This is a genomic window from Conyzicola nivalis (genome assembly GCF_040548875.1).
GTDB lineage: Bacteria > Actinomycetota > Actinomycetes > Actinomycetales > Microbacteriaceae > Conyzicola > Conyzicola nivalis_A.
In genome coordinates this window covers 80225-100718 of sequence record NZ_JBEPSJ010000002.1, presented here as the reverse complement: position 1 = coordinate 100718, position 20494 = coordinate 80225, and the positions used below count along the sequence as shown (strand labels likewise).

The 20494-nt window shown below is 70.2% G+C and carries 17 protein-coding genes; 15 read left to right on the top strand and 2 right to left on the bottom strand.

The features are described from left to right. Positions 1–20: 20 nt before the first annotated feature. From ABIE21_RS09150 to ABIE21_RS09115, 8 genes are all read left to right on the top strand, one after another. Positions 21–1172: an ADP-ribosylglycohydrolase family protein gene (locus ABIE21_RS09150; RefSeq protein ID WP_354024516.1), complete on the top strand. Its 1152-nt coding sequence runs from the start codon at positions 21–23 to the stop codon at positions 1170–1172. Continuing rightward, on the top strand, positions 1172–2650 hold the full coding sequence (locus ABIE21_RS09145) for an ADP-ribosylglycohydrolase family protein (protein ID WP_354024515.1): 1479 nt from the start codon (positions 1172–1174) through the stop codon (positions 2648–2650). The genes ABIE21_RS09150 and ABIE21_RS09145 overlap by 1 nt, the downstream gene beginning before the upstream one ends. Then, entirely contained in the window at positions 2647–4605 is a 1959-nt protein-coding gene (locus ABIE21_RS09140; protein WP_354024514.1) for an SUMF1/EgtB/PvdO family nonheme iron enzyme, read from the top strand. The genes ABIE21_RS09145 and ABIE21_RS09140 overlap by 4 nt, the downstream gene beginning before the upstream one ends. Then, entirely contained in the window at positions 4602–5792 is a 1191-nt protein-coding gene (locus ABIE21_RS09135) for a CaiB/BaiF CoA transferase family protein (RefSeq protein WP_354024513.1), read from the top strand. Before ABIE21_RS09140 ends, ABIE21_RS09135 begins: the two co-directional genes overlap by 4 nt. Further along, positions 5789–6616, top strand: coding sequence for an HpcH/HpaI aldolase/citrate lyase family protein (locus ABIE21_RS09130; RefSeq protein WP_354024512.1), 828 nt, complete (start codon positions 5789–5791; stop codon positions 6614–6616). The genes ABIE21_RS09135 and ABIE21_RS09130 overlap by 4 nt, the downstream gene beginning before the upstream one ends. Before the next feature lie 30 nt (positions 6617–6646). Next, positions 6647–8998, top strand: a complete 2352-nt coding sequence (locus ABIE21_RS09125) for an alpha/beta hydrolase (protein WP_354024511.1) — start codon at positions 6647–6649, stop codon at positions 8996–8998. Further along, a complete protein-coding gene (locus ABIE21_RS09120; RefSeq protein ID WP_354024510.1) occupies positions 8991–9704 on the top strand; it encodes a MazG family protein in 714 nt (237 codons plus the stop codon). The genes ABIE21_RS09125 and ABIE21_RS09120 overlap by 8 nt, the downstream gene beginning before the upstream one ends. 362 nt (positions 9705–10066) lie before the next feature. Next, positions 10067–11530 (top strand): HNH endonuclease signature motif containing protein, encoded by a 1464-nt coding sequence (locus tag ABIE21_RS09115; RefSeq protein WP_354024509.1) that lies wholly within the window; start codon positions 10067–10069, stop codon positions 11528–11530. A gap of 376 nt (positions 11531–11906) precedes the next feature. On the opposite strand, the gene ABIE21_RS09110 is transcribed toward ABIE21_RS09115, so the two are convergent. Further along, positions 11907–12965, bottom strand: coding sequence for an ABC transporter permease (locus ABIE21_RS09110; protein WP_354024508.1), 1059 nt, complete (start codon positions 12963–12965; stop codon positions 11907–11909). After that, positions 12962–13891 carry an ABC transporter ATP-binding protein gene (locus ABIE21_RS09105; RefSeq protein WP_354024507.1) on the bottom strand — a complete coding sequence of 310 codons (930 nt, stop codon included), beginning with the start codon at positions 13889–13891 and terminating at the stop codon, positions 12962–12964. The genes ABIE21_RS09110 and ABIE21_RS09105 overlap by 4 nt, the downstream gene beginning before the upstream one ends. 119 nt (positions 13892–14010) lie before the next feature. On the opposite strand from ABIE21_RS09105, the gene hisS reads away from it, so the two are divergent. From hisS to ABIE21_RS09070, 7 genes are all read left to right on the top strand, one after another. Beyond that, entirely contained in the window at positions 14011–15297 is a 1287-nt protein-coding gene (gene hisS, locus ABIE21_RS09100; protein ID WP_354024506.1) for a histidine--tRNA ligase, read from the top strand. A gap of 201 nt (positions 15298–15498) precedes the next feature. Beyond that, positions 15499–15987, top strand: coding sequence for a MarR family winged helix-turn-helix transcriptional regulator (locus ABIE21_RS09095; RefSeq protein WP_354024505.1), 489 nt, complete (start codon positions 15499–15501; stop codon positions 15985–15987). Then, complete coding sequence (locus tag ABIE21_RS09090) at positions 15984–16859, top strand: alpha/beta fold hydrolase (protein WP_354024504.1); 876 nt, start codon at positions 15984–15986, stop codon at positions 16857–16859. Before ABIE21_RS09095 ends, ABIE21_RS09090 begins: the two co-directional genes overlap by 4 nt. A 44-nt stretch (positions 16860–16903) precedes the next feature. After that, a complete protein-coding gene (eno, locus tag ABIE21_RS09085) occupies positions 16904–18184 on the top strand; it encodes a phosphopyruvate hydratase (protein WP_354024503.1) in 1281 nt (426 codons plus the stop codon). A 9-nt stretch (positions 18185–18193) separates the two neighbouring features. Beyond that, entirely contained in the window at positions 18194–18697 is a 504-nt protein-coding gene (locus ABIE21_RS09080) for an FtsB family cell division protein (protein WP_354024502.1), read from the top strand. Further along, positions 18694–19191, top strand: coding sequence for a DUF501 domain-containing protein (locus ABIE21_RS09075; protein WP_354024501.1), 498 nt, complete (start codon positions 18694–18696; stop codon positions 19189–19191). The genes ABIE21_RS09080 and ABIE21_RS09075 overlap by 4 nt, the downstream gene beginning before the upstream one ends. After that, complete coding sequence (locus ABIE21_RS09070) at positions 19176–20453, top strand: S8 family peptidase (protein ID WP_436232335.1); 1278 nt, start codon at positions 19176–19178, stop codon at positions 20451–20453. The genes ABIE21_RS09075 and ABIE21_RS09070 overlap by 16 nt, the downstream gene beginning before the upstream one ends. Positions 20454–20494: the final 41 nt, after the last annotated feature.

Here is a 20494-nt window from a genome sequence, read left to right as displayed (position 1 = left end):
CCAGGCAAGGAGAAGTACCGATGGACCTGCTCGAGGACAAGGCAACAGGAGCGCTCGCCGGCGCAGCGGTCGGCGACGCGCTGGGAGGCGCGGCCGAGGGCAACACCCCGGAGGCGATCCAGGAACGCTACGACGGATTCATCACCGGAATCGTGCCCCCGTTCATGGCCGACTGGCGCAACGCCCGGCCCATCGCGCCGTACCACAAGGGCGACGGACACGTGACGGATGACACGTTGATGACCAACGCGCTGGTGGACGTCTACGCCACGGTGCGTGACCACCTCGACGCCTACTCGGTGGCCGACTACCTCGTGCCGCTCATGATCAACGAGAAGCGCTGGATTCCCGAGCTCGAGTCGGAGGCGCTGCTGCTGCACCGCGTGTTCCTCGCCGAGAAGTGGCTCGTGACCCGGCTGCACTACGGCCACATCGATCCGCGCGAGGCCGGTGTCGGCAACGTCGTCAACTGCGGAGCCACCATGTACGTGGCGCCGATCGGCATCGCCAACGCGGGAGCCCCCGAGGCGGCGTACGCCGAGGCGATCGACGTCGCCGGCGCCCACCAGTCGAGCTACGGCCGCGAGGCCGCCGGCGTGTACGCCGCCGCGATCGCCGAGGCGATGCGCCCCGGCGCCACCTGGCAGAGCGCCGTCGAAGCCGCGCTGCGACTGGCGAAAGACGGGACGAAGGATGCCATCGAGGCGGTCGTCGAGGCGGCCTCCGGTGTCGAGAACTGGCGCACCGGACTGCACGTGCTGCGCGCCGCCGTCGAGCCCTTCGACACCGTCGGCCCGAACTACCGGGCGCCGGCTCGCGACGCCCGCATCCCCAGCCGCACCAAGTCGATCGAGGAGCTGCCGATCGCGCTCGGCATGCTCGTCGCCGCGAAGGGCGACTACTCCGACGCCGTGCTCGGTGCCATCAACTACGGCCGCGACTCCGACTCGATCGCGGTCATGGCCGGGTCGATCGCCGGAGCGCTCGCGGGAGTCGAGTCGATTCCGGCCGAGTGGATCTCTGCTGTGAACGAGGGCAGCCGCATGGACATCACCGCCTCGGGACCGGTCATGGCCGGGGTCGCGCGCGACATCTGGGCGAAGGACGGCGAACGCGTAGCTCAGCGCGCCGGCGCCATGGACGCCCTCACCGCAGCGGTGGCCGTTCGCTGATGCTGCGCCTCAGCTGGACCCAGCCCGAAGACCTGCTGCCGCACGCGCTCGTCGCCGCGCAGCTCGACGGGCGCGACGTGACGGCGATCCGCGACCGCTGGCTCGCGGCAGGCGGGGCAGAGGTCGCGCCGGTGAACGGAGCCACGCCGCAGCCGGCGCCCGAGGGGGTGCGTGCGCTCGCGCGCGAGCTGCTCGCGGCCGTCGACGAGGTTGCGGTGCCGGGAGAGCTGCTGGCCGTGGAGCCGGATTCGGTCGCTTCGGTCGCTTCGGTCGCTGAGCTTGTCGAAGCGCCCGAGGCCCGCGCTTCGACCGGCGCTTCGACAGGCTCAGCGACCGGGGCTTCGACAGGCTCGGCGACAGGCGCTTCGACAGGCTCAGCGACCGACGCTTCGACAGGCTCAGCGACCGCGCTGTACGACCGCATCCACGGCGCCTGGCTCGGCCGCGCCGCCGGCTGCCTGCTCGGCAAGCCGGTGGAGAAGATCCCGCGCGAGGGCATCCGCGCCATCGCCGAGTCGACCGGCAACTGGCCCGTCGCCGGCTACTTCACCGAGATCGGCCTCGACCCGGAGGTCGCCGCCGCCTACCCGTGGAACCGTCGCAGCCGGCCCACCAGCCTCGTCGAGAACATCGACGGCATGCCCGAAGACGACGACCTGAACTTTCCGCTCATCGCCCTCGACCTGCTCGAACGCGTCGGTGCGGGCTTTACCACCGACGACGTCGCCCAGTCGTGGCTCGCGAACCTGCCCGGAGGCCGCGTGTTCACCGCCGAACGCATCGCCTACCGCAACCTGCTCGACGGCTACGAGCCCGAGGTCGCCGGCCTGTACGGCAACCCGTTCCGCGACTGGATCGGCGCGCAGATAAGAACCGACCTCTACGGCTGGGCATCGCCGGGCGACCCCGCCCGAGCCGCCGCCCTCGCCGTGACCGACGCCCGCCTCAGCCACGGCCGCAACGGCCTCTACGGCGCGGCATTCGCCGCCGCGGCATCCGCCGCCGCGGTGGTCGGCGACTCCGTCGACGACGTGATCGCCGCCGGCCTCGCGGTCGTGCCCCCGCTCAGCCGCTACGCCACCGCCATCCGCCGCGGCGTCGAACTCGGCCACAGCACGCTCACCGACGAGCAGGCCATCGACGCGATCTACGCCGACTACGGGCACCTGCACTGGGTGCACGTGCTCAACAACTCGGCCCTGCTCGCCTTCGCGCTCACGCGCAGCCGCGGCGACTTCGCGACGGCCGTCACCCTCGCCGTCTCCGGCGGATGGGACACCGACTCGACCGGCGCCACAGCCGGCTCGATCTGCGGGGCTCTCGCCGGGGCATCCGCCCTGCCTAGAATCTGGATCGAACCGCTCAAGAACCGACTCGCCTCGAGCATCCCCGGGTTCGACGGCGTCGGATTCGACGAGCTCGCCCGGCGCACCGTCGCCCTCAGCGCGGTCGCCGAAAGGACGGAAGGAGAACGATGACCATCCACGACCCCGACGAAGCGAACACGAACGAGTTCGACCCGCTCGTTCCCCGTGCGATCGACCTGCCGACCACCCTGCCGGCCGGCGGCGTCATCGATCCCGCCGTGGGGGACATCGCCAAGATCTTCGCCGCACCCGGGAACCCCGCCGACTGGCCGGCCTGGCGCGACGACCTCGCCGCCTGGCGGCTCGAGGCCCGCGAGCGGCTCGAGTACAGCGGCGCCGCCTACGAGTTCGCGCACGCCCGTTGGACGCGCGCGGCCTACAGCGTCGCCCTCACCTGGCTGTGGGACGAACGGCTGTTCGACCACGAGAACCAGCGGTTCACCGTCGACGCCTTCCTCGAGGCGACGGCCGACCTCGGCGGATTCGACGGCATCGTGCTCTGGCACGCCTACCCGGTCATCGGCATCGACGACCGCAACCAGTACGACTTCTACCGCGACGTTCCCGGCATCGTCGAACTGATCGCCGCCCTGCACGACCGCGGCCTCAAGGTCTTCATCGACTACAACCCGTGGGACACCGGCACCCGCCGCGCCGCCAACGACGACGCCGGCGAGCTCGCGCTCATCGTCGGCGAGCTCGGCGTCGACGGCGTCTTCCTCGACACGATGAAAGAGGGCGACGCCGCGCTCATCCGCGCGCTGCAGTGGGCCTCCCCGCCGCAAGTGCTCGAGGGCGAGTCGCGTGTGCCGAACCAGCGCATCGAAGACCACCACCTCAGCTGGGCGCAGTGGTTCGCCGACAGCGACGCCCCCGGAGTCATGCGCGCCCACTGGTACGAACGCCGCCACATGATGCACTCGACCCGGCGCTGGAACCACGACCACAGCGCCGAGCTGCAATCGGCGTGGATGAACGGCACCGGCATCCTCGTCTGGGACACGGTCTTCGGCGTGTGGGTCGGCTGGAACCCGCGCGACAAGTCGACCCTGCGCCGTGCCCTGCGCGTGCAGCGGGCCGCGAACGAGCTGCTCGTCGAGGGGGAGTGGACGCCGCTCAGCGACGCCGTTCCCGAGGCCATCGCCGCAGGCGTCTACGTCTCCCGCTGGCAGAACGACGACCTCACCCTGTTCACGATCGTCAACCGCGGCACCACCGACTTCGCGGGGGCGATGATCGACGAGGCCGCGTTCGACGCGATCGGCGGAGAGCTGTTCGACGTGACATCCGGCACAGCCCTCGCCGAGCCGCGCACCCTCGTGCCGGCGCGCGGCATCGCCGGCATCCTCGCCGTGCACGGCCCCCGTCCGGTCTGGCTCGACGCGCTGCTGGCCGAGGCCGCGGCCGACGAGCGGGCGACGGATGCCTCGTTCCCGGCGCGCACGAACGTGCGACGCCCCGCGCCTCGAACTGCCCTCGGGGCGCCGGCCGCCCGCGTCGTCGAGGTCGAGGCGGGCCAGTACGAGCTTCCGCTCACCTACCGCCGGCGCGAGACCGGCGTCTACCAGGGCGCCCCGTATGTGGAGGAGTGGAAGCCGCTCGCCCCGCGCCTGCACGACGACCGCAGCGAACTGGTCACCGTGAGCGTCGGCCGGGTGGCCGTCGCCGCGACCGAGGTGACCGCGGCCGAGTTCGCGGCGTTCCGAGGGGTGGGCGACGGTTCATCCGCCCCCGCGGTTTCGGTGACCCTCGCCGACGCCCGCGCCTACGCGGCGTCTGTGGGCGCCCGCCTGCCCACCGAGTTCGAGTGGCAGCTCGCCGCGACCCAGCCCGGATTCACGCGCGGCGAACCCCGCGTCTGGAACTGGACCGAGAGCGAGCACAGCGACGGCATCACCCGGTTCGTGATGCTCAAGGGCGGCAGCGACCACGTCTCGCTCGGCAGCGACTGGTACGTCGACGGGGGAGTGCGCCCGCCCGAGTTCAGCCTCAAGTACCTGCTTGCCGGGCTCGGTGTCGAGGCGTCGACGAGCATCGGCTTCCGGCTCGCCTGGGACCTCGAGTGAGTGCCGCACCGCTCGCCGGCGTTCGGGTGCTCGACATCTCGACCCTGTTCGCGGGTCCCCTCGCCGCGACCTTCCTCGGCGACTTCGGGGCCGACGTGATCAAGGTCGAGCACCCGGCCAAGCCCGACGCCGCCCGCGGGCACGGACCGGCGAAGAACGGCGTCAACCTGTGGTGGAAGACCCTCGGACGCAACAAGCGCACCGTCACCATCAACCTCGGCTCGCCCGACGGCGCGGACCTGCTGCTGCGGCTCGTGGCCGACGCCGACGTGCTGATCGAGAACTTCCGGCCGGGCACGCTCGAGCGCTGGGGCATCGGACCCGCCGAGCTGCTGGCCGCGAACCCGCGCCTGGTGATCGCCCGTGTGACCGCGTTCGGGCAGGTCGGGCCGTACTCCGGGCGTCCCGGCTTCGGCTCGCTCGCCGAGGCGATGAGCGGGTTCGCCGCGCTCACCGGGGAGCCCGACGGGCCGCCGACGCTTCCGCCGTTCGGCCTCGCCGACGGCATCGCCGCCCTCGCCACCAGTTACGCGGTCATGGTCGCGTTGCGTTCGGCCGAGTCGACCGGCGTCGGCCAGGTGGTCGACATGGCCATCATCGAGCCGATTCTTATGCTGCTCGGCGGGCAGATCACCACGTTCGACCAGCTCGGAACGGTGCAGAAGCGCACGGGCAACCGGTCGGTCAACAACGCACCCCGCAACGTCTACCGCACCGGAGACGGCGAGTGGGTCGCGGTGTCTACCAGCTCGCAGTCGATCGCGGAACGGGTCATCCGTCTCGTCGGAAGAAGCGAGCTGGCGGATGAACCGTGGTTCGTCTCGGGGCACAGCCGTGCCGAACACGCCGACGAGCTCGACGCTGCCGTCTCGTCCTGGATCGCCGAACGCTCGACGGCCGAGGTGCTCGCGGCGTTCGAGAACGCGCAGGCCGCCGTCGCCCCCGTGTACGACGTGCGCGGCGTGCTCGCCGACCCGCAGTACGAGGCGATCGGCACTATCCGCACCGTCGACGACGACGAACTCGGGCCGGTGAAGATGCAGAACGTGCTGTTCCGGCTCTCCGAGACGCCGGGCGACATCCGCTGGGCCGGACGCGCCCACGGCCGCGACACCGACGACGTGCTCGCCGACATCGGGGTCACGCCGGAACAGCTCGCGGCGCTTCGAGAACGAGGGATCGTATGACTGTCGCCCCACCCGTCAACGCGCCCATCGTCACCGGCCTCTACGTGCCGGGCGACCGGCCCGAGCGCTTCGACAAGGCCGTCGCGACCGGCGCGCAGCTGGTCATCCTCGACCTCGAAGACGCGGTCGCCGACGCGCACAAGGCCTCCGCGAGGGAGGCCGTCGCGTCGTGGCTGCGAGCACGGGCTCCCGGCTGCACCGTGGTCCAGGTGCGCATCAACGCGGGGGAGCCGCTCGACCTCGCCGCGCTCGCCGCCGTCGACGCCGAGTTCGAGCTCCGGGTTCCGAAGGTCGAGAGCCTGAGCGACCTCGACGTGGTGGCTCGGGCCGTTCCGGGTCATCCGCTCACCGCCCTGTTCGAGACCGCCCTCGGGGTGGAGGGGGCCCTCGCGCTCGCCGCGCACTCCGCGGTGACGCGGCTCGCGCTCGGCGAGAGCGACCTCGCGAGCGACCTCGGCACCCGTGCGCCCGCGGCGATGGACTACGCGCGCATGCGGGTGCTGTTCGCGGCGCGCGCGGCCGGGCTGCCGGCGCCCATGCTGTCGGCGTACCCGGGCATCCGCGACCTCGACGGCCTGCGCGCCGACACCGAGCGCGGACGCGACCTCGGGTGGGTCGGGCGCACAGCCATCCACCCTTCTCAGCTGTCGGTCATCGCCGACGTGTTCCGCCCCGACGCCGCGCAGCTCGCGTGGGCGGAGTCCGTTCTCGCGGCCACCGGCTCGGGCGGCGTCTCGACGCTCGCCAACGGCGACATGGTCGACGGCGCGATGGTCGGCCGCGCGCGGTCGATTCTGGCGCTCGCCGCAGCACTGCCCCGATAGACAACCCGCACACCGACGTAAGGAACCACAATGAAGTGGAAGACGCAGTTCGGCATCTCGACAACGCTCGTGCTCGCCGCGGCATCCGTTCTCGCCGGAGTCGCACCGGCCCAGGCGGCACCGAGCCAGCTCGTGCCCGGCTCGGTGCAGAGCGCCGCGATCGGCGGGGCGATCGACTACACCGTCTACCTGCCGAACGGCTACGACGCGAGCGGGGCCACCAGGTACCCGACGCTGTACCTGCTGCACGGGCGCGGCGACTCGCAGGCCGCGTGGCAGCAGGAGGCCGGGGCGCTCGACGAGCTGATCGCGGCGGGGGAGATCCCGCCGATGATCGTCGTGATGCCCGACGCGCCGTGGAGCGACCGCGGCAACTACTACGTCGACTCGCTCTACACCGGCGCCCCCGCCACCGCAGCGGTTGAGACCGGCTTCACCGTCGACCTCGTCGACCACATCGACGCGAGCTTCCCGACCGTCGACGACCGGGCGGCGCGAGCCGTCGGCGGGTACTCGATGGGCGGCGCGGGCGCGCTGCGGTTCGCGACCGTGCACCAGGACACGTTCTCGGCCGGCATCGTGCTCAGCCCCGCCGTCTACTTTCCGTCGACCCCGGTCGACTCGTCGACCCGCGAGTTCGGCGCCTACGGCGTCGGCGCCGCGCTCTACGACGAGTCGCGCTACCAGCAGCTCAGCTATCCGACCGCGTTCGCGGACTTCGACCCCGCGCTGCCCGTGCACCTCTTCATCGCCGTCGGAGACGATGAGTGGGCGAACCCGCTGCCGCAGGACGCGATCCACGATCTCGACTACGAGGCGGCGACCCTCTACAACAAGGCCAAGCGCGTGCCGGGGATCAGCGCCGAGATGCGTGTGTACAACGGCGGTCACGACTGGGGTGTGTGGGACGCCGGGTTCCGTGAGGGGCTGCGCGACCTGGCCGGCTACCTGCAGACCACGCCGCCTGCGCCGTTCGAGGGCAGCCAGTTCGGATCGCCGGGCGACGACCGTGCGGGCGGCGTGCTCGGCCGGTCGGACGGCAGCGTCGTGCAGGTCGTCAACGCGGCCGGCCCGATGCTCGGCCAGCCCGCGCTCGGCGGGTTCGACATTCTCGTGCAGAGCCTCGACGCCGCGGGCGCCCAGCGGTGGGTCACACCCGTCGCCACGGCGCTGAACGAGCGCGCCTACGGTATCGCCGACGGAACGGGCGGTGCGTCGATCGTGGGAGGGTACGTGCGACAGGACCACGCGGGCGCCAGCCAGAACGACGACGCGCTGGCGGTGAAGCTGGCCGCCGACGGAACGGTTCAGTGGCGCACCACCTTCGGCGCCCAGGCCGCCGCCGACCGCGTGTATGGCATCGCCGCGGACGGCGCGGGCGGAGCTTTCGTCACCGGCTACACCTCGGGCGCGATCGCCGGCGGAACCAGCGCGGGCGACAAGGACGCGGTCGTCGCCCACGTCGACGCGTCGGGCACCGTGCTCTGGGCGACCCAGTTCGGCAGCAGCGGCGAAGACAAGGGGTTCGCCGTCGCGGCCGCCCCCAACGGAGGCGTGTATGTCGGCGGGACCGCGGGCGCCGCGATGCCCGGAGCGACCGGCGCGGGCGGCTACGACGGGTGGGTGGCGCGCTTCGACGCGGCAGGCGCGCGCGAGTGGATCACGACCGTCGGCAGCAGCGAGACCGACCAGGTGTCGTCGCTCGTGGCGACGGCAACCGGAGTGGCCGCGACCGGGTTCACCGGGGGAGTGGTCGGCGAGGCATCCGCCGGATCGACCGACGTCTTTGCGACAGCGCTCGCCGCCGACGGAACCGTGCAGTGGACGACGCAAGACGGATCGTCGGGCGACGACCGCGGTGCGGCGATCGCGGCGGATGCCTCGGGCCGGCTGCTCATCGTCGGTCACACGAGCGGCTCGATCGCCGCGTCATCCGGCGGCGTCGACATCTTCACGATGACCCTCGAGGCGACCGGTGCCGTGGTCGAGCGGGCGCAGTTCGGCTCCGCCGCGCGCGACGGGGCCGACGACTTCGACGAGGCCAACATCTACGCCTCGGGCGGCGGGTCGACGTGGATCCAGGCGCTCAGCTACGGGCAGGTCGACGGGGCGACGAACGTGGGCGGCGGCGACGTGGTGCTCGTGAAGGTCGGGTTCGACGCGGTCGTGGCGGGGGTGGGGGCCGTGCCCGGCGGCGTGTCCGATGCCGGGCCTTATTCTCGGCCCGCCTTCGTCGGGGTGCTCGGCGCGACCGGCGCCGACATCACCCGTGCGTTCGCCGTCGCGGCGCTGCTGGTGCTGCTCGGCTCGGGTCTGCTCGCTGCGCGGCGGCTCCGACGGGTGCGGCACCCGGCGGGGGTGACAGGATGGACGCATGACTGAGGCCACGCAGCATCCGAAGCTCGAAGAATTGATCGCCGTACTCGAGAAGCTGCGGGCGCCGGGCGGATGCGCGTGGGATGCCGAGCAGACGCACGAGTCGCTCGTGAAATACCTGGTCGAGGAGAGCTACGAGCTCGTCGACGCGATCGAGCGCGGAGACCGTGACGAGATGATCGAGGAGCTCGGCGACGTGCTGTACCAGGTCGTGTTCCACGCGGACATCGCGGCGCACACGCCCGGCGAGGAGTTCACGCTGGAGGATGTCGCGGCGAACATGACCGCGAAGATGATCGGGCGGCACCCGCACGTCTTCGGCGACTCCGCTCAGAAGGACGCGCTGAACATCCAGTCGGGCTCTGACGTCAGCGGCATGTGGGACGAGCTGAAGAAGGCCGACAAGTCGCACCGCACGAGCGTGCTCGACGGGATCCCGCAGAGCATGCCGGCGCTGGCGCTCGCCGACAAGGTGCTCGGCAAGGCGGAGAAGATCGGGATCCTCGACGCGGATGCCCCCGCGGCCCTCGCCCTCTCGAGCGAAGAGGAACTCGGCGGCGTCCTGCTCGCCATCGTGACCTCGGCACGCGCGAACGGGCTCGACGCCGAGCGGGCGCTGCGCACGGTGCTTCGCGAGCTGCAGGACGAGATTCGCGACGTCGAGAAGGACGGCGGCGTCGACGCGGGGATCATCGGGATGCCGGCGGTCTAGGGGTTCGGGGCTTCTCTCCCGTTCTCCTTCGCTTCCCGGTCTCGTTCGGGGCGTCGCTTCGCTTCGGCCTCCCGCCTATCCGCCTCGGCCCCTCGCCTCGCCTCCGTCTCTCCGCCTCGCCTCGTCTCGTCTCGTCTCGTCTCGTCTCCGCCTCCTCTCGTCTCGTCTCCGTCTCGCCTCGTCTCGTCTCGTCTCGTCTCCGTCTCGCCTCGTCTCGTCTCCGCCTCGGCCCCCTCCGGTTGCACGCTCCCGCCATCTCCGGAATCCCCTCCTCTCCTCCACTTCTCCACAGACCGCTGTTTTTCTTCACCCTTTTCACTCGAATCTGTTCGAACATACCTTCGAAGTGGGAAAATTGAGGCATGCAAACGACCCCAGCATCCGGCCTCACAGAGCAGTTCGCTGCTGCTGTCGCCGCGTTGTCCGCGGTGTCGAAGAACGTCGCCGATTTCCAAGCGACGGATGACGCGGCTCTCGTCGAGCTGAGCCGACTTGCCGCGCAGGAGAAGCATCTGGCCGAGGCGCATCTGGCTCTCGTCGCCGGTGAGATCGCTGCCCGGTCCACACGTGAGCTCGGTCACTCCGGTCTCGCGCAAAGGGAGGGCTATCGCAGCCCTGAGGAGATGGTCAAGGCGACCACCGGGTCGAGCGGACGCGATGCGGGCACGGCCGTGCGCGTGGGGCGCATGGTGCGCGAGGCCGCCGTCGAGACATCGTTCGAGCCATGGCTGGCGTCGGTAGTCGCCGCCGTGGCCGACGGCTCTCTACCGGTCGGCGCGGCCGATGCGATTCGCACGGGGCTCGGGTCGCCGAGTGCCGCCGTCGATGCCGACGCTCTTGCGGCTGCTGCGGCGTTGCTGGTCACCGAGGCGGCGACGCTCGACGTCGACCGGCTGCAACGCCGGGCGCGCGAACTGCGCGACGAACTCGACGAGGCCGGCATCGCCGAGCGGGAACGCGAGCGTTTCGAGCGCAGGTCGCTGCGGCACTATCGGCTGCCGAACGGCATGGGGCGCATCGTCTGGGAGCTCGAGCCCGAGAGCTACGCGGTCGTCACCGAGCTCTACGATCGCGCCACCTCGCCGAAGCGCGGTGTGCGCTTCGTCAGCGGCTCGAACAAAGAAACCGCCGACCGCATCCTCGACGATCCGCGCTCGATCGAGCAGCTCGCCTCCGACACGATGCTGGGCCTGCTGCAGGCCGGAGCCGATGCCGACTCGAGCCAACTGCTCGGAACAGGCGCCGCGGCGATCCGGGTCCTAGTCACGGAGAAGGCGCTCGAGACCGGCAGCGGCCACGGGCGCATCGAGGGATCGTCCGACCCGATATCGATCGACACGGTCGCTCGCATCGCCTGCACCGCAGACATAACGCCGGTCACGATCGACGCTTTCGGTCAGCCGCTCGATGTCGGCAGGGAACAGCGGTTCTTCACCAAGAAACAGCGAATAGCCCTCGCCGTGAGAGACGGCGGCTGTCTGTTCGGCAATTGCGAACGTGCGCCGTCGATGTGCGAGGCGCACCACATCAACTTCTGGGCCAGAGACGGAGGTGAGACGAACATCGCCGACGGGGTATTGCTGTGCAAGTTCCACCACCTGCTCCTGCATAACAACGGTTGGGAGATCGAGCGAGTTGGCTCGGAGTACTTCCTCGTGCCGCCCGCCGACGTCGACGCGAGCCGAACGCGAAGGCGCATGCCGTCGAAGAGCGCGGCGATGCGCGACCTGCTGCGGGAGCGGGAGCGGGAGCTCGCGCGAGCGGTGACATCGGCTCCGGAGGGCATTCTGGCGGATGGAGACTTGCGCCGCCGGGAGAGCGCGTGATGCCGATCGCTCACTTCCGATCCCGGCTCTCGGCTTCCCTCCGGCGCCGCCCGCTCGGCTTCCCTTTCGAGCGTCCCGCTTGGCTTACGTTCGGCGCCGCCTGCTCGGCTTCCCTTTCGCGCGTCCCGCTTGGCTTACGTTCGGCACTGCCCGCTCGGCTTCCCCTTCGCGCGTCCGGCTTCGCTTACGTTCGGCGCCGCCCGCTCGGCTCCCTTTCGCGCTTCCGGCTCGGCTCAACTTCGGCACCGCCCGCTCGGCTTACCTTTCGAGCGTCCCGCTCGGTCCCCTTCGGAATCCGCATTTCGGGTCCGACTCGCCGTTGGGCTACGCGACCCGCCGCCTCCCTCCTGCTGCGTGACCCGCGTTCGTCCTGGGACTATGCGACGCGACTTCCCTTCGGGAGGCGACCGGCGGGGGTGTCGGTGCGGGCCCAGGCCCAGTACAGGGCGCCGCCGGCGAGCAGGAGGTGGATGAAGAGCCCCACAAACCATCCGGGAATCGTCGAATCGATCGTCTCCTCGGCGGTCGGCGATGCGGTATTCGAGGCGTTCGGGTCGCACTCGTTGTAGACCGAGTCCTGCGGGGTGATCTGCGCCGAGCGGGTCGCGAACTTGATGTAGCCGAACAGGTCGTCGGGGTAGCCGTTGTTGTAGGTCGTCGGAACGGCGTCCGCGAGAAGCACGTACGGGTTCGCGACGAGAACGCCCCAGAACAGGTCGAACCGCGGAACCGTCTGCGGCGTGACCATCGGCTCGCCGCACTCGAGGGTGCGGCCGTCGGAGTCGTACTCCACGCCGCTGATGACGGTGGTGGTTCGCTCCGTCTGCACGGTGATGCCGCCGAGCGCGAAGGTGATGAGCGTTCCGATGCTCAGCGCCGCGACAACGAGATAGGTGAGAACGATCGAGAACAGCGAGCGGGTCAGAATGCCCGAGAGCCCGACGCCGATGGCGGCGACGACGCCCAGCTCGACGGCCAGCACGGCCGCGGAGACCAGAACGGTGACCGGGCTGAGCCCGCCGACGAGCGCCGAGAAGACGATGAACGGCAGAGCGGCGACGAGAAACGCGAGGGCGGTGATCCACGCGGCGAGAAACTTGCCGAGCACCAGCTGCCACGTCGTGATGAGGGTGATCTGCGTCGTCGCGAGCGTTCCCGCGTCACGATCGCCGTTGATCGCATTGCCGCTGAGCGCGGGAACGACGAGGGTGCCGAGCAGCAGCACGAAGTAGATGATCGTCGAGTAGATGCCCGCGCCGACGCCGCGCTCCGTCGTGCTCATGCCGAAGCCGTTCAGCGCCACCGTGAGCAGCGTGGTCACGATCGCGATGAGCACAACGAACACGCCCAGCAGCACGTACCAGGCGACGCCGCGCACGCGCTGCCGCAGCTCGAGCGACAGAACGACGCCGACACCGGAGAAGAAGCCGCTCATCGGTTGGATCCTTTGCTGAGGTCGAGAAAAGTGTGTTCAAGATCGCCGACCGCGGGAGCGAACGTGCTGACGAGAACCCCCGAGCTCACCAGCTTCGCGAGCAGTTCGGATGCCGCGGTCTCGCCTTCGAGCGCCACGAGCAACTCAGTGCGATCCCGACCGATGTCTGCGGGCGCGATGCCGCTGGCTACGAGCGCAGTCTCGAGCGCCGCGCCATCCGTCGCCTTGATCCGCCACGAGCGCAGCGTCGACCGCGTCGCCGCCATTGTCTCCGTCGAGGCGGTAACGCCGGCTCCGATGTACACGGCGCCGTCGGCCATCTCGTCGAGCTCCGCGAGAACGTGGCTCGAGACGAGCACCGTCTTGCCCTCCGAGGCGAGGCGACGGACGAGCGTGCGCAGGTCGGCGCGGGCCGCGGGGTCGAGTCCCGAGGCGGGCTCGTCGAGCAGCAGGATGCTCGGATCGTGCACGAGAGCCCGCGCCAGGCTGAGCCGCTGCTTCTGCCCGCGGGAGAGCACCCGGGTCGGCTGGCCGGCGAGGTGTTCGAGTCCCACGAGCGCGAGCAGCTCGTGGGCGCGCGCGGCGGAGGCGGCCTTGTCGAGCCGGTACAGCCGCCCGGTGATCTCGAGCGTCGTGCGCACGCTGAGGCTCGACCACGATCCGAGAACGTCGGGCATCCAGCCGAGCAGCGAGCGCACCTCGGCCGTGTTCTCGCTCGGGTCGAAGCCGCCGATGCGGATGGTGCCCGTGTCGGGACGCAGCAGCGAGGCCAGCATCAACATCAGCGTCGTCTTGCCTGAACCGTTCGGGCCGATGAGGGCGGTCACGGTGCCGGGTTCGGCGATGAAGCTCGCATCCCGCACGGCGTGCACGTCGCCGAAGGAGCGACCGACGTGCTCGACCTCGATGCCTTGAGTTGTCGTCATGATCCGAGCGTACGGCTCGACCGGCATCGGGCGCGTCAATCTCGCGGATGAATCTCGAGCGCCCCGCCTCACCCCCCCCCTCGACATCCCGGGCACCCGGAGGCTGGCACACTGGAGTCATGGCTTCCCCCGTAAACGCCCCTCGCGGCATGCGCGACTTCCTGCCCGCCGAAAAGGCCCAGCGCGAGAGGGTGCTCGGCGTGATCCGCGACACCTACTCCGCTCACGGCTTCGACGAGATCGAGACACCGGTCATGGAGGACAGCGCCCGTCTGCACGCCGGGCTCGGCGGCGACAACGAGAAGCTCGCCTTCGGGGTGCTCAAGCGCGGACTCACCGCCGACGACCTCCACCAGGCCACCGACTCGCTCGAGCTCGCCGACCTCGGGCTGCGTTTCGACCTCACCGTTCCGCTCGCCCGGTTCTACGCAACGCACCGCGGCGAGCTCCCCAGGGTCTTCCGCGCCATCCAGATCGCACCCGTCTGGCGCGCCGAACGCCCGCAGAAGGGGCGCTACCGCCAGTTCGTGCAGTGCGACATCGACATCATCGGGGAGTCCGGCCCGCTCGCGGAGGTCGAGCTCATCTCGGCGACGGCCGCGACCGTCCGCGCTCTCGGCATCGACGGCTGCAGCATCCGCATCAACGACCGCCGTCTCCTCACCAGCATGCTCACGGCCCTCGGCTTCCCCACCTCGTCGCACTCCGCCGTGCTCATCACCCTCGACAAGCTTGACAAGCTCGGCGTCGGCGGTGTCGTCGAAGAGCTCAAGGACCGCGCATTCCCGGCCGAGCCGGTGGCGGCGCTCGCCGAGTTCCTGAACCGGCCCGAGGCATCCATGGATCTCGGCTTCGGCGAGGCCGCCATCCGCGCGTCGCTGCCCGACGGCGTCGACGAGACCGCGATCACCGAGCTCGCCGCCATCGGCGAGATGCTCGGCGAGGTCGACCGCGCCGTGCTCGAGTTCGACCCGTTCCTTGTGCGCGGCATGGGCTACTACACGGGCACGATCTTCGAGGTCACGCACCCCGAGTTCGGCTACTCGCTCGGCGGCGGCGGACGCTACGACGGCATGATCGGACGATTCCTGGGCACGGATGTCGCGGCCGCCGGCTTCTCCCTCGGATTCGAGCGCATCGTCGACCTCGCCGACCTGCCCGACACCCTCGCCGCGGAGACGGCCGCGCTGATCTACGACGACAGCGTCGAGCCCGCGCGCCTAATGGAGCTCAAGGCCGAGCTCGTCGCCGCGGGCAAGCGCGTGCGGCTCGAGCGCAGCACGAAGAACACGCGCGTGCTGCTCGACTCGCTCGCCGCGCAGGGCTTCCTCCGCGTCGCGACAGTCAAGCCCGACACGACGACCGTCGAAGACCTGGAGTGGCGCGACCTGACCCCCGCCGTCTGACCCGCCGCCTGACCACCGACTCGCTAGAGCGGGACGGCCGACCGCCCCATCGGGAATTCAGGAGCACGGATGCGCCCCCAGCCGCGCACCCGCACCATCCCGCGGCCGACCGGTGTGGGCGTGGCTCTGACTCCTGAATCTCCACGACAACCTCGCGAGAAGGCGTTGCTCGAGCCGCAACATTGTTAGATACTTAACAATATGGACCAGCCCGACTTCACCGACAGCACCGCGTTCAAGCTCCACCGCGCGACCGTCCTGCTCGACCGGATCGCCGACGACTATCTGTTCTCGGTGCACCGCATCCACTACGCGCCGTTTCTCGTGCTGCTCATGGCCCGCGTGCTCGGGCCCACCACGCAGCAGGCGATCGCCCGCAACCTCGGCGTCTCGCGCGCGTCGGTGACGCAGCGCGTCGGCGTTCTGCAGAACATCGGACTCGTCGCGGTGACCAAGAGCACCACCGACTCCCGCGCCAACACCGTCGAGCTCACCGCCGAGGGGACGACGCTCGTCGAAGCGGCCTGGCTCGGACTCGAATCCCATCAAGACGGCGTCGACTTCGGCGTCGACGAGCCGCTCCTCGCCGCCCAGCTCGACCGGCTGATCGACAACGCGCTCGCGATCGTCAATGCCGACGCAACCCCGACGTCGACGGAACGCGCGGTTGACGCGGGAGGCAGGCGATGAAACACCTCGAGTTCAACCCCGACGCCGGCGACACCATCGTCTTCCTGCACGGCGGCAATGTCGCCGGCTGGATGTGGGGCGAGCAGATCCCCGCATTCGACGACCACCACCTGCTCGTGCCCGACCTCCCGGGCTTCGGCACGAGCAACGACGAGCCGTGGGTGTCGATGGCGGATGCCGCCGACAACGTCGCAGGCCTGATCCAGACCCGGGCGAAAGGCGGCACCGCCCACGTCGTCGGGCTGTCGCTCGGCGCCGGTGTCGGTCTGCACCTCGTGTCGCGCCACCCGCGTCTGGTGACGAGCCTGCTGGTCTCCAGCGCCAGCATCACTCCGCCGTCGCCGGCCACGAAGCTCTCCGGGCGGCTGATGCTCGCCGCCTGGAACCGCCGTTGGTTCTGGCACTTCCTCGCCCGCGGCTACGGACTGCCCGCCGACTCGGTCGAGCTGTTCGTCGAGACCGGCCTGGGCATCCGCCGGGAGACCGCGCTGGCGGTGTTCGCCGAGACCGTGCGCGGGCTGCCCCCGAGCGTGCTGCAGGACCTGGGCCGGCAGAACCTCGGCCGGCCGAACGTTGGCCAACAGAACCCGGCCGATCAGAACCTCGGCCAGCAGAACCCGGGTGCGCCAGTAACAGTCCTCGCCGTCGCCGGCGGCAGCGACTCCACGGCGATCAGCGTCGACTCCCTCGCCGTGCTGGCGCGCATCGACGGCGTGAAGACCGCCACCGCGCCCGGCATGCACCACCAGTGGAATATCGAGAACGTCGACCTGTTCAACGCCACCGTGCGCGCCTGGATCGACAGGTCAACACTCGCCGACGGTCTGGTGAACACGGCGGGCGGCGCGGGAGAGCAAACCCCGCCCGAGTAAGATGCCTAACGGACAATCCACCATCTTTGTAAGGAGAACCACCCGTGGCTTTGATCGAAGCAGTAGGCGCCCGCGAAATTCTTGACTCCCGAGGAAACCCGACCGTAGAGGTCGAAGTCCTCCTGGAAGACGGCACCGTGGCTCGCGCCGCAGTTCCGTCCGGCGCATCCACGGGAGCGTTCGAGGCCTACGAGCTTCGCGACGGCGACAAGAAGCGTTACCTCGGCAAGGGCGTCGAGAAGGCCGTCGACGCGGTCATCGACGTGCTCGGTCCCGCGATCGAGGGCTTCGACGCCGCCGAGCAGCGCGCGATCGACGCCGAGCTCATCGACCTCGACGGCACCGACAACAAGAAGAAGCTGGGCGCCAACGCGATCCTCGGCGTGAGCCTCGCGGTCGCCCGCGCCGCCGCCGACTCCGCCGAGCAGCCGCTCTACCGCTACGTCGGTGGCGCCAACGCGCATGTGCTGCCCGTTCCCATGCTCAACGTCATCAACGGCGGCTCGCACGCCGACTCCAACGTCGACATCCAGGAATTCATGATCCTGCCCGTCGGCGCCGAGACCTTCAGCGAGGGCCTGCGCTGGGGCGTCGAGACGTACCACGCGCTCAAGTCGATCCTGCACGGCCAGGGCCTGTCCACCGGACTCGGCGACGAGGGCGGCTTCGCACCCAACCTGTCGAGCAACCGCGCGGCCCTCGACCTCCTCGTCGAGGCCATCACCGCCGCCGGCTTCACGCCCGGCAAGGACATCGCGCTGGGTCTCGACGTCGCCGCATCCGAGTTCTTCAAGGACGGCTCGTACGCGTTCGAGGGCGGCAGCAAGAGCGCCGCCGAGATGAGCGCCTACTACGCAGAGCTCGTCGCCGCGTACCCGCTGGTCACCATCGAAGACCCGCTCGACGAAGACGACTGGGAGGGCTGGGCCGAGCTCACCTCGACCATCGGCAGCAAGACGCAGATCGTCGGCGACGACCTGTTCGTCACCAACCCGAAGCGCCTCGCCAAGGGCATCTCGCTCGGCACCGCGAACTCGATCCTCGTCAAGGTCAACCAGATCGGCACCCTCACCGAGACGCTCGACGCCGTCTCCCTCGCGCAGCGCAGCGGCTACACGGCAGTCATGTCGCACCGCTCGGGCGAGACCGAGGACACCACGATCGCCGACCTCGCCGTCGCGCTCAACACCGGCCAGATCAAGACCGGCGCCCCCGCCCGCAGCGAGCGCGTCGCGAAGTACAACCAGCTCCTGCGCATCGAGGAAGAACTGGGAGAAGCAGCGGTCTACGCGGGTCGCAGCGCTTTCCCACGTTTCACCGCCTAGGGTCGAAAGATGGCACGTCGGCAGCGCACGCAGAAGGTTCCCGTCGCGCTGCCGCAGATGGAGAGTGCTCCCGAGCACTGGCTGCGCAACATCCGGCTCTCGGGGTTCACGTTCATGATGCTCGGCCTGGTCATCCTGGCCGTCGTCGTGCTGGCCCCGAGTCTGCGGCTCGTCATCGAGCAGCAGCAGCAGCTCGCGGAGCTCTCCAGCGCCGTCAAAGACAAGGAGGAATCGGTGACACAGCTCACCGAGGACGCGGCGCGCTGGAGTGATCCCGCGTACATCGAGGCACAGGCGCGCGCACGCATGGTCTACGTCTTCCCCGGCGACCTGACCTACCTCGTGAAGAACGACGGCGAGGTCGCGGCCGCGGCCGACGGCGTGCCGATCAGCACCGAGATCCAAACCACACAGGTCGACTGGCTCCAGACCATGGTCTCCTCCGTATTCACGGCGGGACTGACGGATGCCTCGGCCGCAGACCTCGAGACCCCCCAGGTACCCGTTCCATGAGCACCCCACCCTTCGCGCCGCCCACCGAGGCGGACATCGCCGCCGTCTCCCACCAGCTGGGACGCCCGGCCCGCAACGTCATCGGCATCGCCGCGCGCTGCGTTTGCGGCAACCCGACGGTCGTGGCGACAAAGCCGCGGCTCGACGACGGAACGCCCTTCCCGACCCTGTACTACCTGACCCACCCCGCGGCGACCGCGGCGATCTCGACCCTCGAGGCGACCCAGGTCATGAACGAGCTGTCGGAGCTGCTCGCCGACGAGGACATCGCCGCGCAGTACCTCGCCGCGCACGAGGCGTACCTCGCCGACCGCGAGAGCCTCGGGCACGTGCCCGAGATCGACGGCATCTCGGCCGGCGGCATGCCGACCCGGGTGAAGTGCCTGCACGCCCTCGCGGGACACTCGCTCTCGGCCGGGCCCGGCGTGAACCCCATCGGCGACCTCGCGCTCGAGCGCGTCGCCTGGAGCCCGCTGGTCTGCGAGTGCGTTTGACCACCGGCCGCTCGCCGCGTAGAGCGACCCCCGCCGTCGCGCTCCTGCTCGCCGCGGCATCCGTTCTCATCGGCGCCGCCCCCGCCCACGCCGACTCGATCCGTGACCGGGAGTACTGGCTCGACGACTACGGCATCCGCGAGGCGTGGAACGTCTCCCGCGGCGCAGGCCAGACCATCGCGATCATCGACACCGGCGTCGACGGCACCCATCAGGACCTCGCGGGCGCCGTCGTCGGGGGAGTGGACTTCTCCACCGTCGGCTCCGCGAACGGTCAGACCCCGGTGGGTTCCGACGACAGCTCGCACGGCACCATGGTCGCCTCGCTCGCTGCCGGCCGCGGCCGCGGCACCTCCGGCGTGATCGGCGCAGCCCCCGGTGCCTCGCTGCTCGCGATCTCCATCGGCTTCAGCGAGTCGAACGGGCCGAGCTCCGACGACCAGATCGCCGACGCCGTGCGCTGGGCGGTCGACAACGGCGCCACCGTCATCAACATGTCGCTCACCCGCAACACCCTCGAGTGGCCCACGAGCTGGGACGACGCCTTCAAGTACGCCATGGACAAGGACGTCGTCATCGTCGCCGCGGCCGGCAACCGCGGCAGCGGCACTTCGCAGGTCGGGGCGCCGGCGACCATGCCCGGCGTGCTCACCGTCGGCGGCGTCGACCGCAACCGCGAGGCCAGCTGGGATGCCTCGTCGCAGGGGATCTCGATCGCCGTCTCGGCCCCAAGTGAGCAGCTCGTCGGCGCGGTTCCCGGCGACGGCTACGTGCTCTGGGACGGCACGAGCGGCGCCACCCCGATCATGGCCGGTATCGTCGCCCTCGTGCGGGCCGCGCACCCGGGGCTCGACGCGGCCAACGTCATCCAGCGCATCATCGCCACGGCGACCCCGGCCGGCGTCGAGGGCGCCGACCCGATCTACGGCTACGGACTGGTGGATGCCGCGGCCGCCGTCTCCGCGACGGTGCCGGCCGTCACGGCCAATCCGATGGGCGACCTGGGCGAGTGGATCCGCATCAACCGCCGTGCGCAGGCCGTCACCCCGGAGGCCGAGACTCTCGCCCCGACGCCGAGCGCCTCCGCGACGCCCGGGCCCGGGGCATCCGGCGGCGGTTCGAACGACGAACCGTTCTTCACTCTCGGCCTCTGGCGCGACGTCGGTATCCCCGTGCTGCTGTTCGCCGTCTTCGGCGCCTCGTTCGTCTTACTCGTTCTCGCGGGTGTGCGGCAATTTAGGGCAGCGCGCCGAAGGGAGTAGATTGTCCTGTGGCTTCCACCGTCGTAGGTGACTTTCATCCA

What these genes read in the sequence shown, in the direction of transcription:
- ABIE21_RS09150 (WP_354024516.1), top strand. Translation starts at nt 21, where the DNA reads ATGGACCTGCTCGAGGACAAGGCAACAGGAGCGCTCGCCGGCGCAGCG.
- ABIE21_RS09145 (WP_354024515.1), top strand. Translation starts at nt 1,172, where the DNA reads ATGCTGCGCCTCAGCTGGACCCAGCCCGAAGACCTGCTGCCGCACGCG.
- ABIE21_RS09140 (WP_354024514.1), top strand. Translation starts at nt 2,647, where the DNA reads ATGACCATCCACGACCCCGACGAAGCGAACACGAACGAGTTCGACCCG.
- ABIE21_RS09130 (WP_354024512.1), top strand. Translation starts at nt 5,789, where the DNA reads ATGACTGTCGCCCCACCCGTCAACGCGCCCATCGTCACCGGCCTCTAC.
- ABIE21_RS09125 (WP_354024511.1), top strand. Translation starts at nt 6,647, where the DNA reads ATGAAGTGGAAGACGCAGTTCGGCATCTCGACAACGCTCGTGCTCGCC.
- ABIE21_RS09120 (WP_354024510.1), top strand. Translation starts at nt 8,991, where the DNA reads ATGACTGAGGCCACGCAGCATCCGAAGCTCGAAGAATTGATCGCCGTA.
- ABIE21_RS09115 (WP_354024509.1), top strand. Translation starts at nt 10,067, where the DNA reads ATGCAAACGACCCCAGCATCCGGCCTCACAGAGCAGTTCGCTGCTGCT.
- ABIE21_RS09110 (WP_354024508.1), bottom strand. Translation starts at nt 12,965, where the DNA reads ATGAGCGGCTTCTTCTCCGGTGTCGGCGTCGTTCTGTCGCTCGAGCTG.
- ABIE21_RS09105 (WP_354024507.1), bottom strand. Translation starts at nt 13,891, where the DNA reads ATGACGACAACTCAAGGCATCGAGGTCGAGCACGTCGGTCGCTCCTTC.
- hisS (WP_354024506.1), top strand. Translation starts at nt 14,011, where the DNA reads ATGGCTTCCCCCGTAAACGCCCCTCGCGGCATGCGCGACTTCCTGCCC.
- ABIE21_RS09095 (WP_354024505.1), top strand. Translation starts at nt 15,499, where the DNA reads ATGGACCAGCCCGACTTCACCGACAGCACCGCGTTCAAGCTCCACCGC.
- ABIE21_RS09090 (WP_354024504.1), top strand. Translation starts at nt 15,984, where the DNA reads ATGAAACACCTCGAGTTCAACCCCGACGCCGGCGACACCATCGTCTTC.
- ABIE21_RS09080 (WP_354024502.1), top strand. Translation starts at nt 18,194, where the DNA reads ATGGCACGTCGGCAGCGCACGCAGAAGGTTCCCGTCGCGCTGCCGCAG.
- ABIE21_RS09075 (WP_354024501.1), top strand. Translation starts at nt 18,694, where the DNA reads ATGAGCACCCCACCCTTCGCGCCGCCCACCGAGGCGGACATCGCCGCC.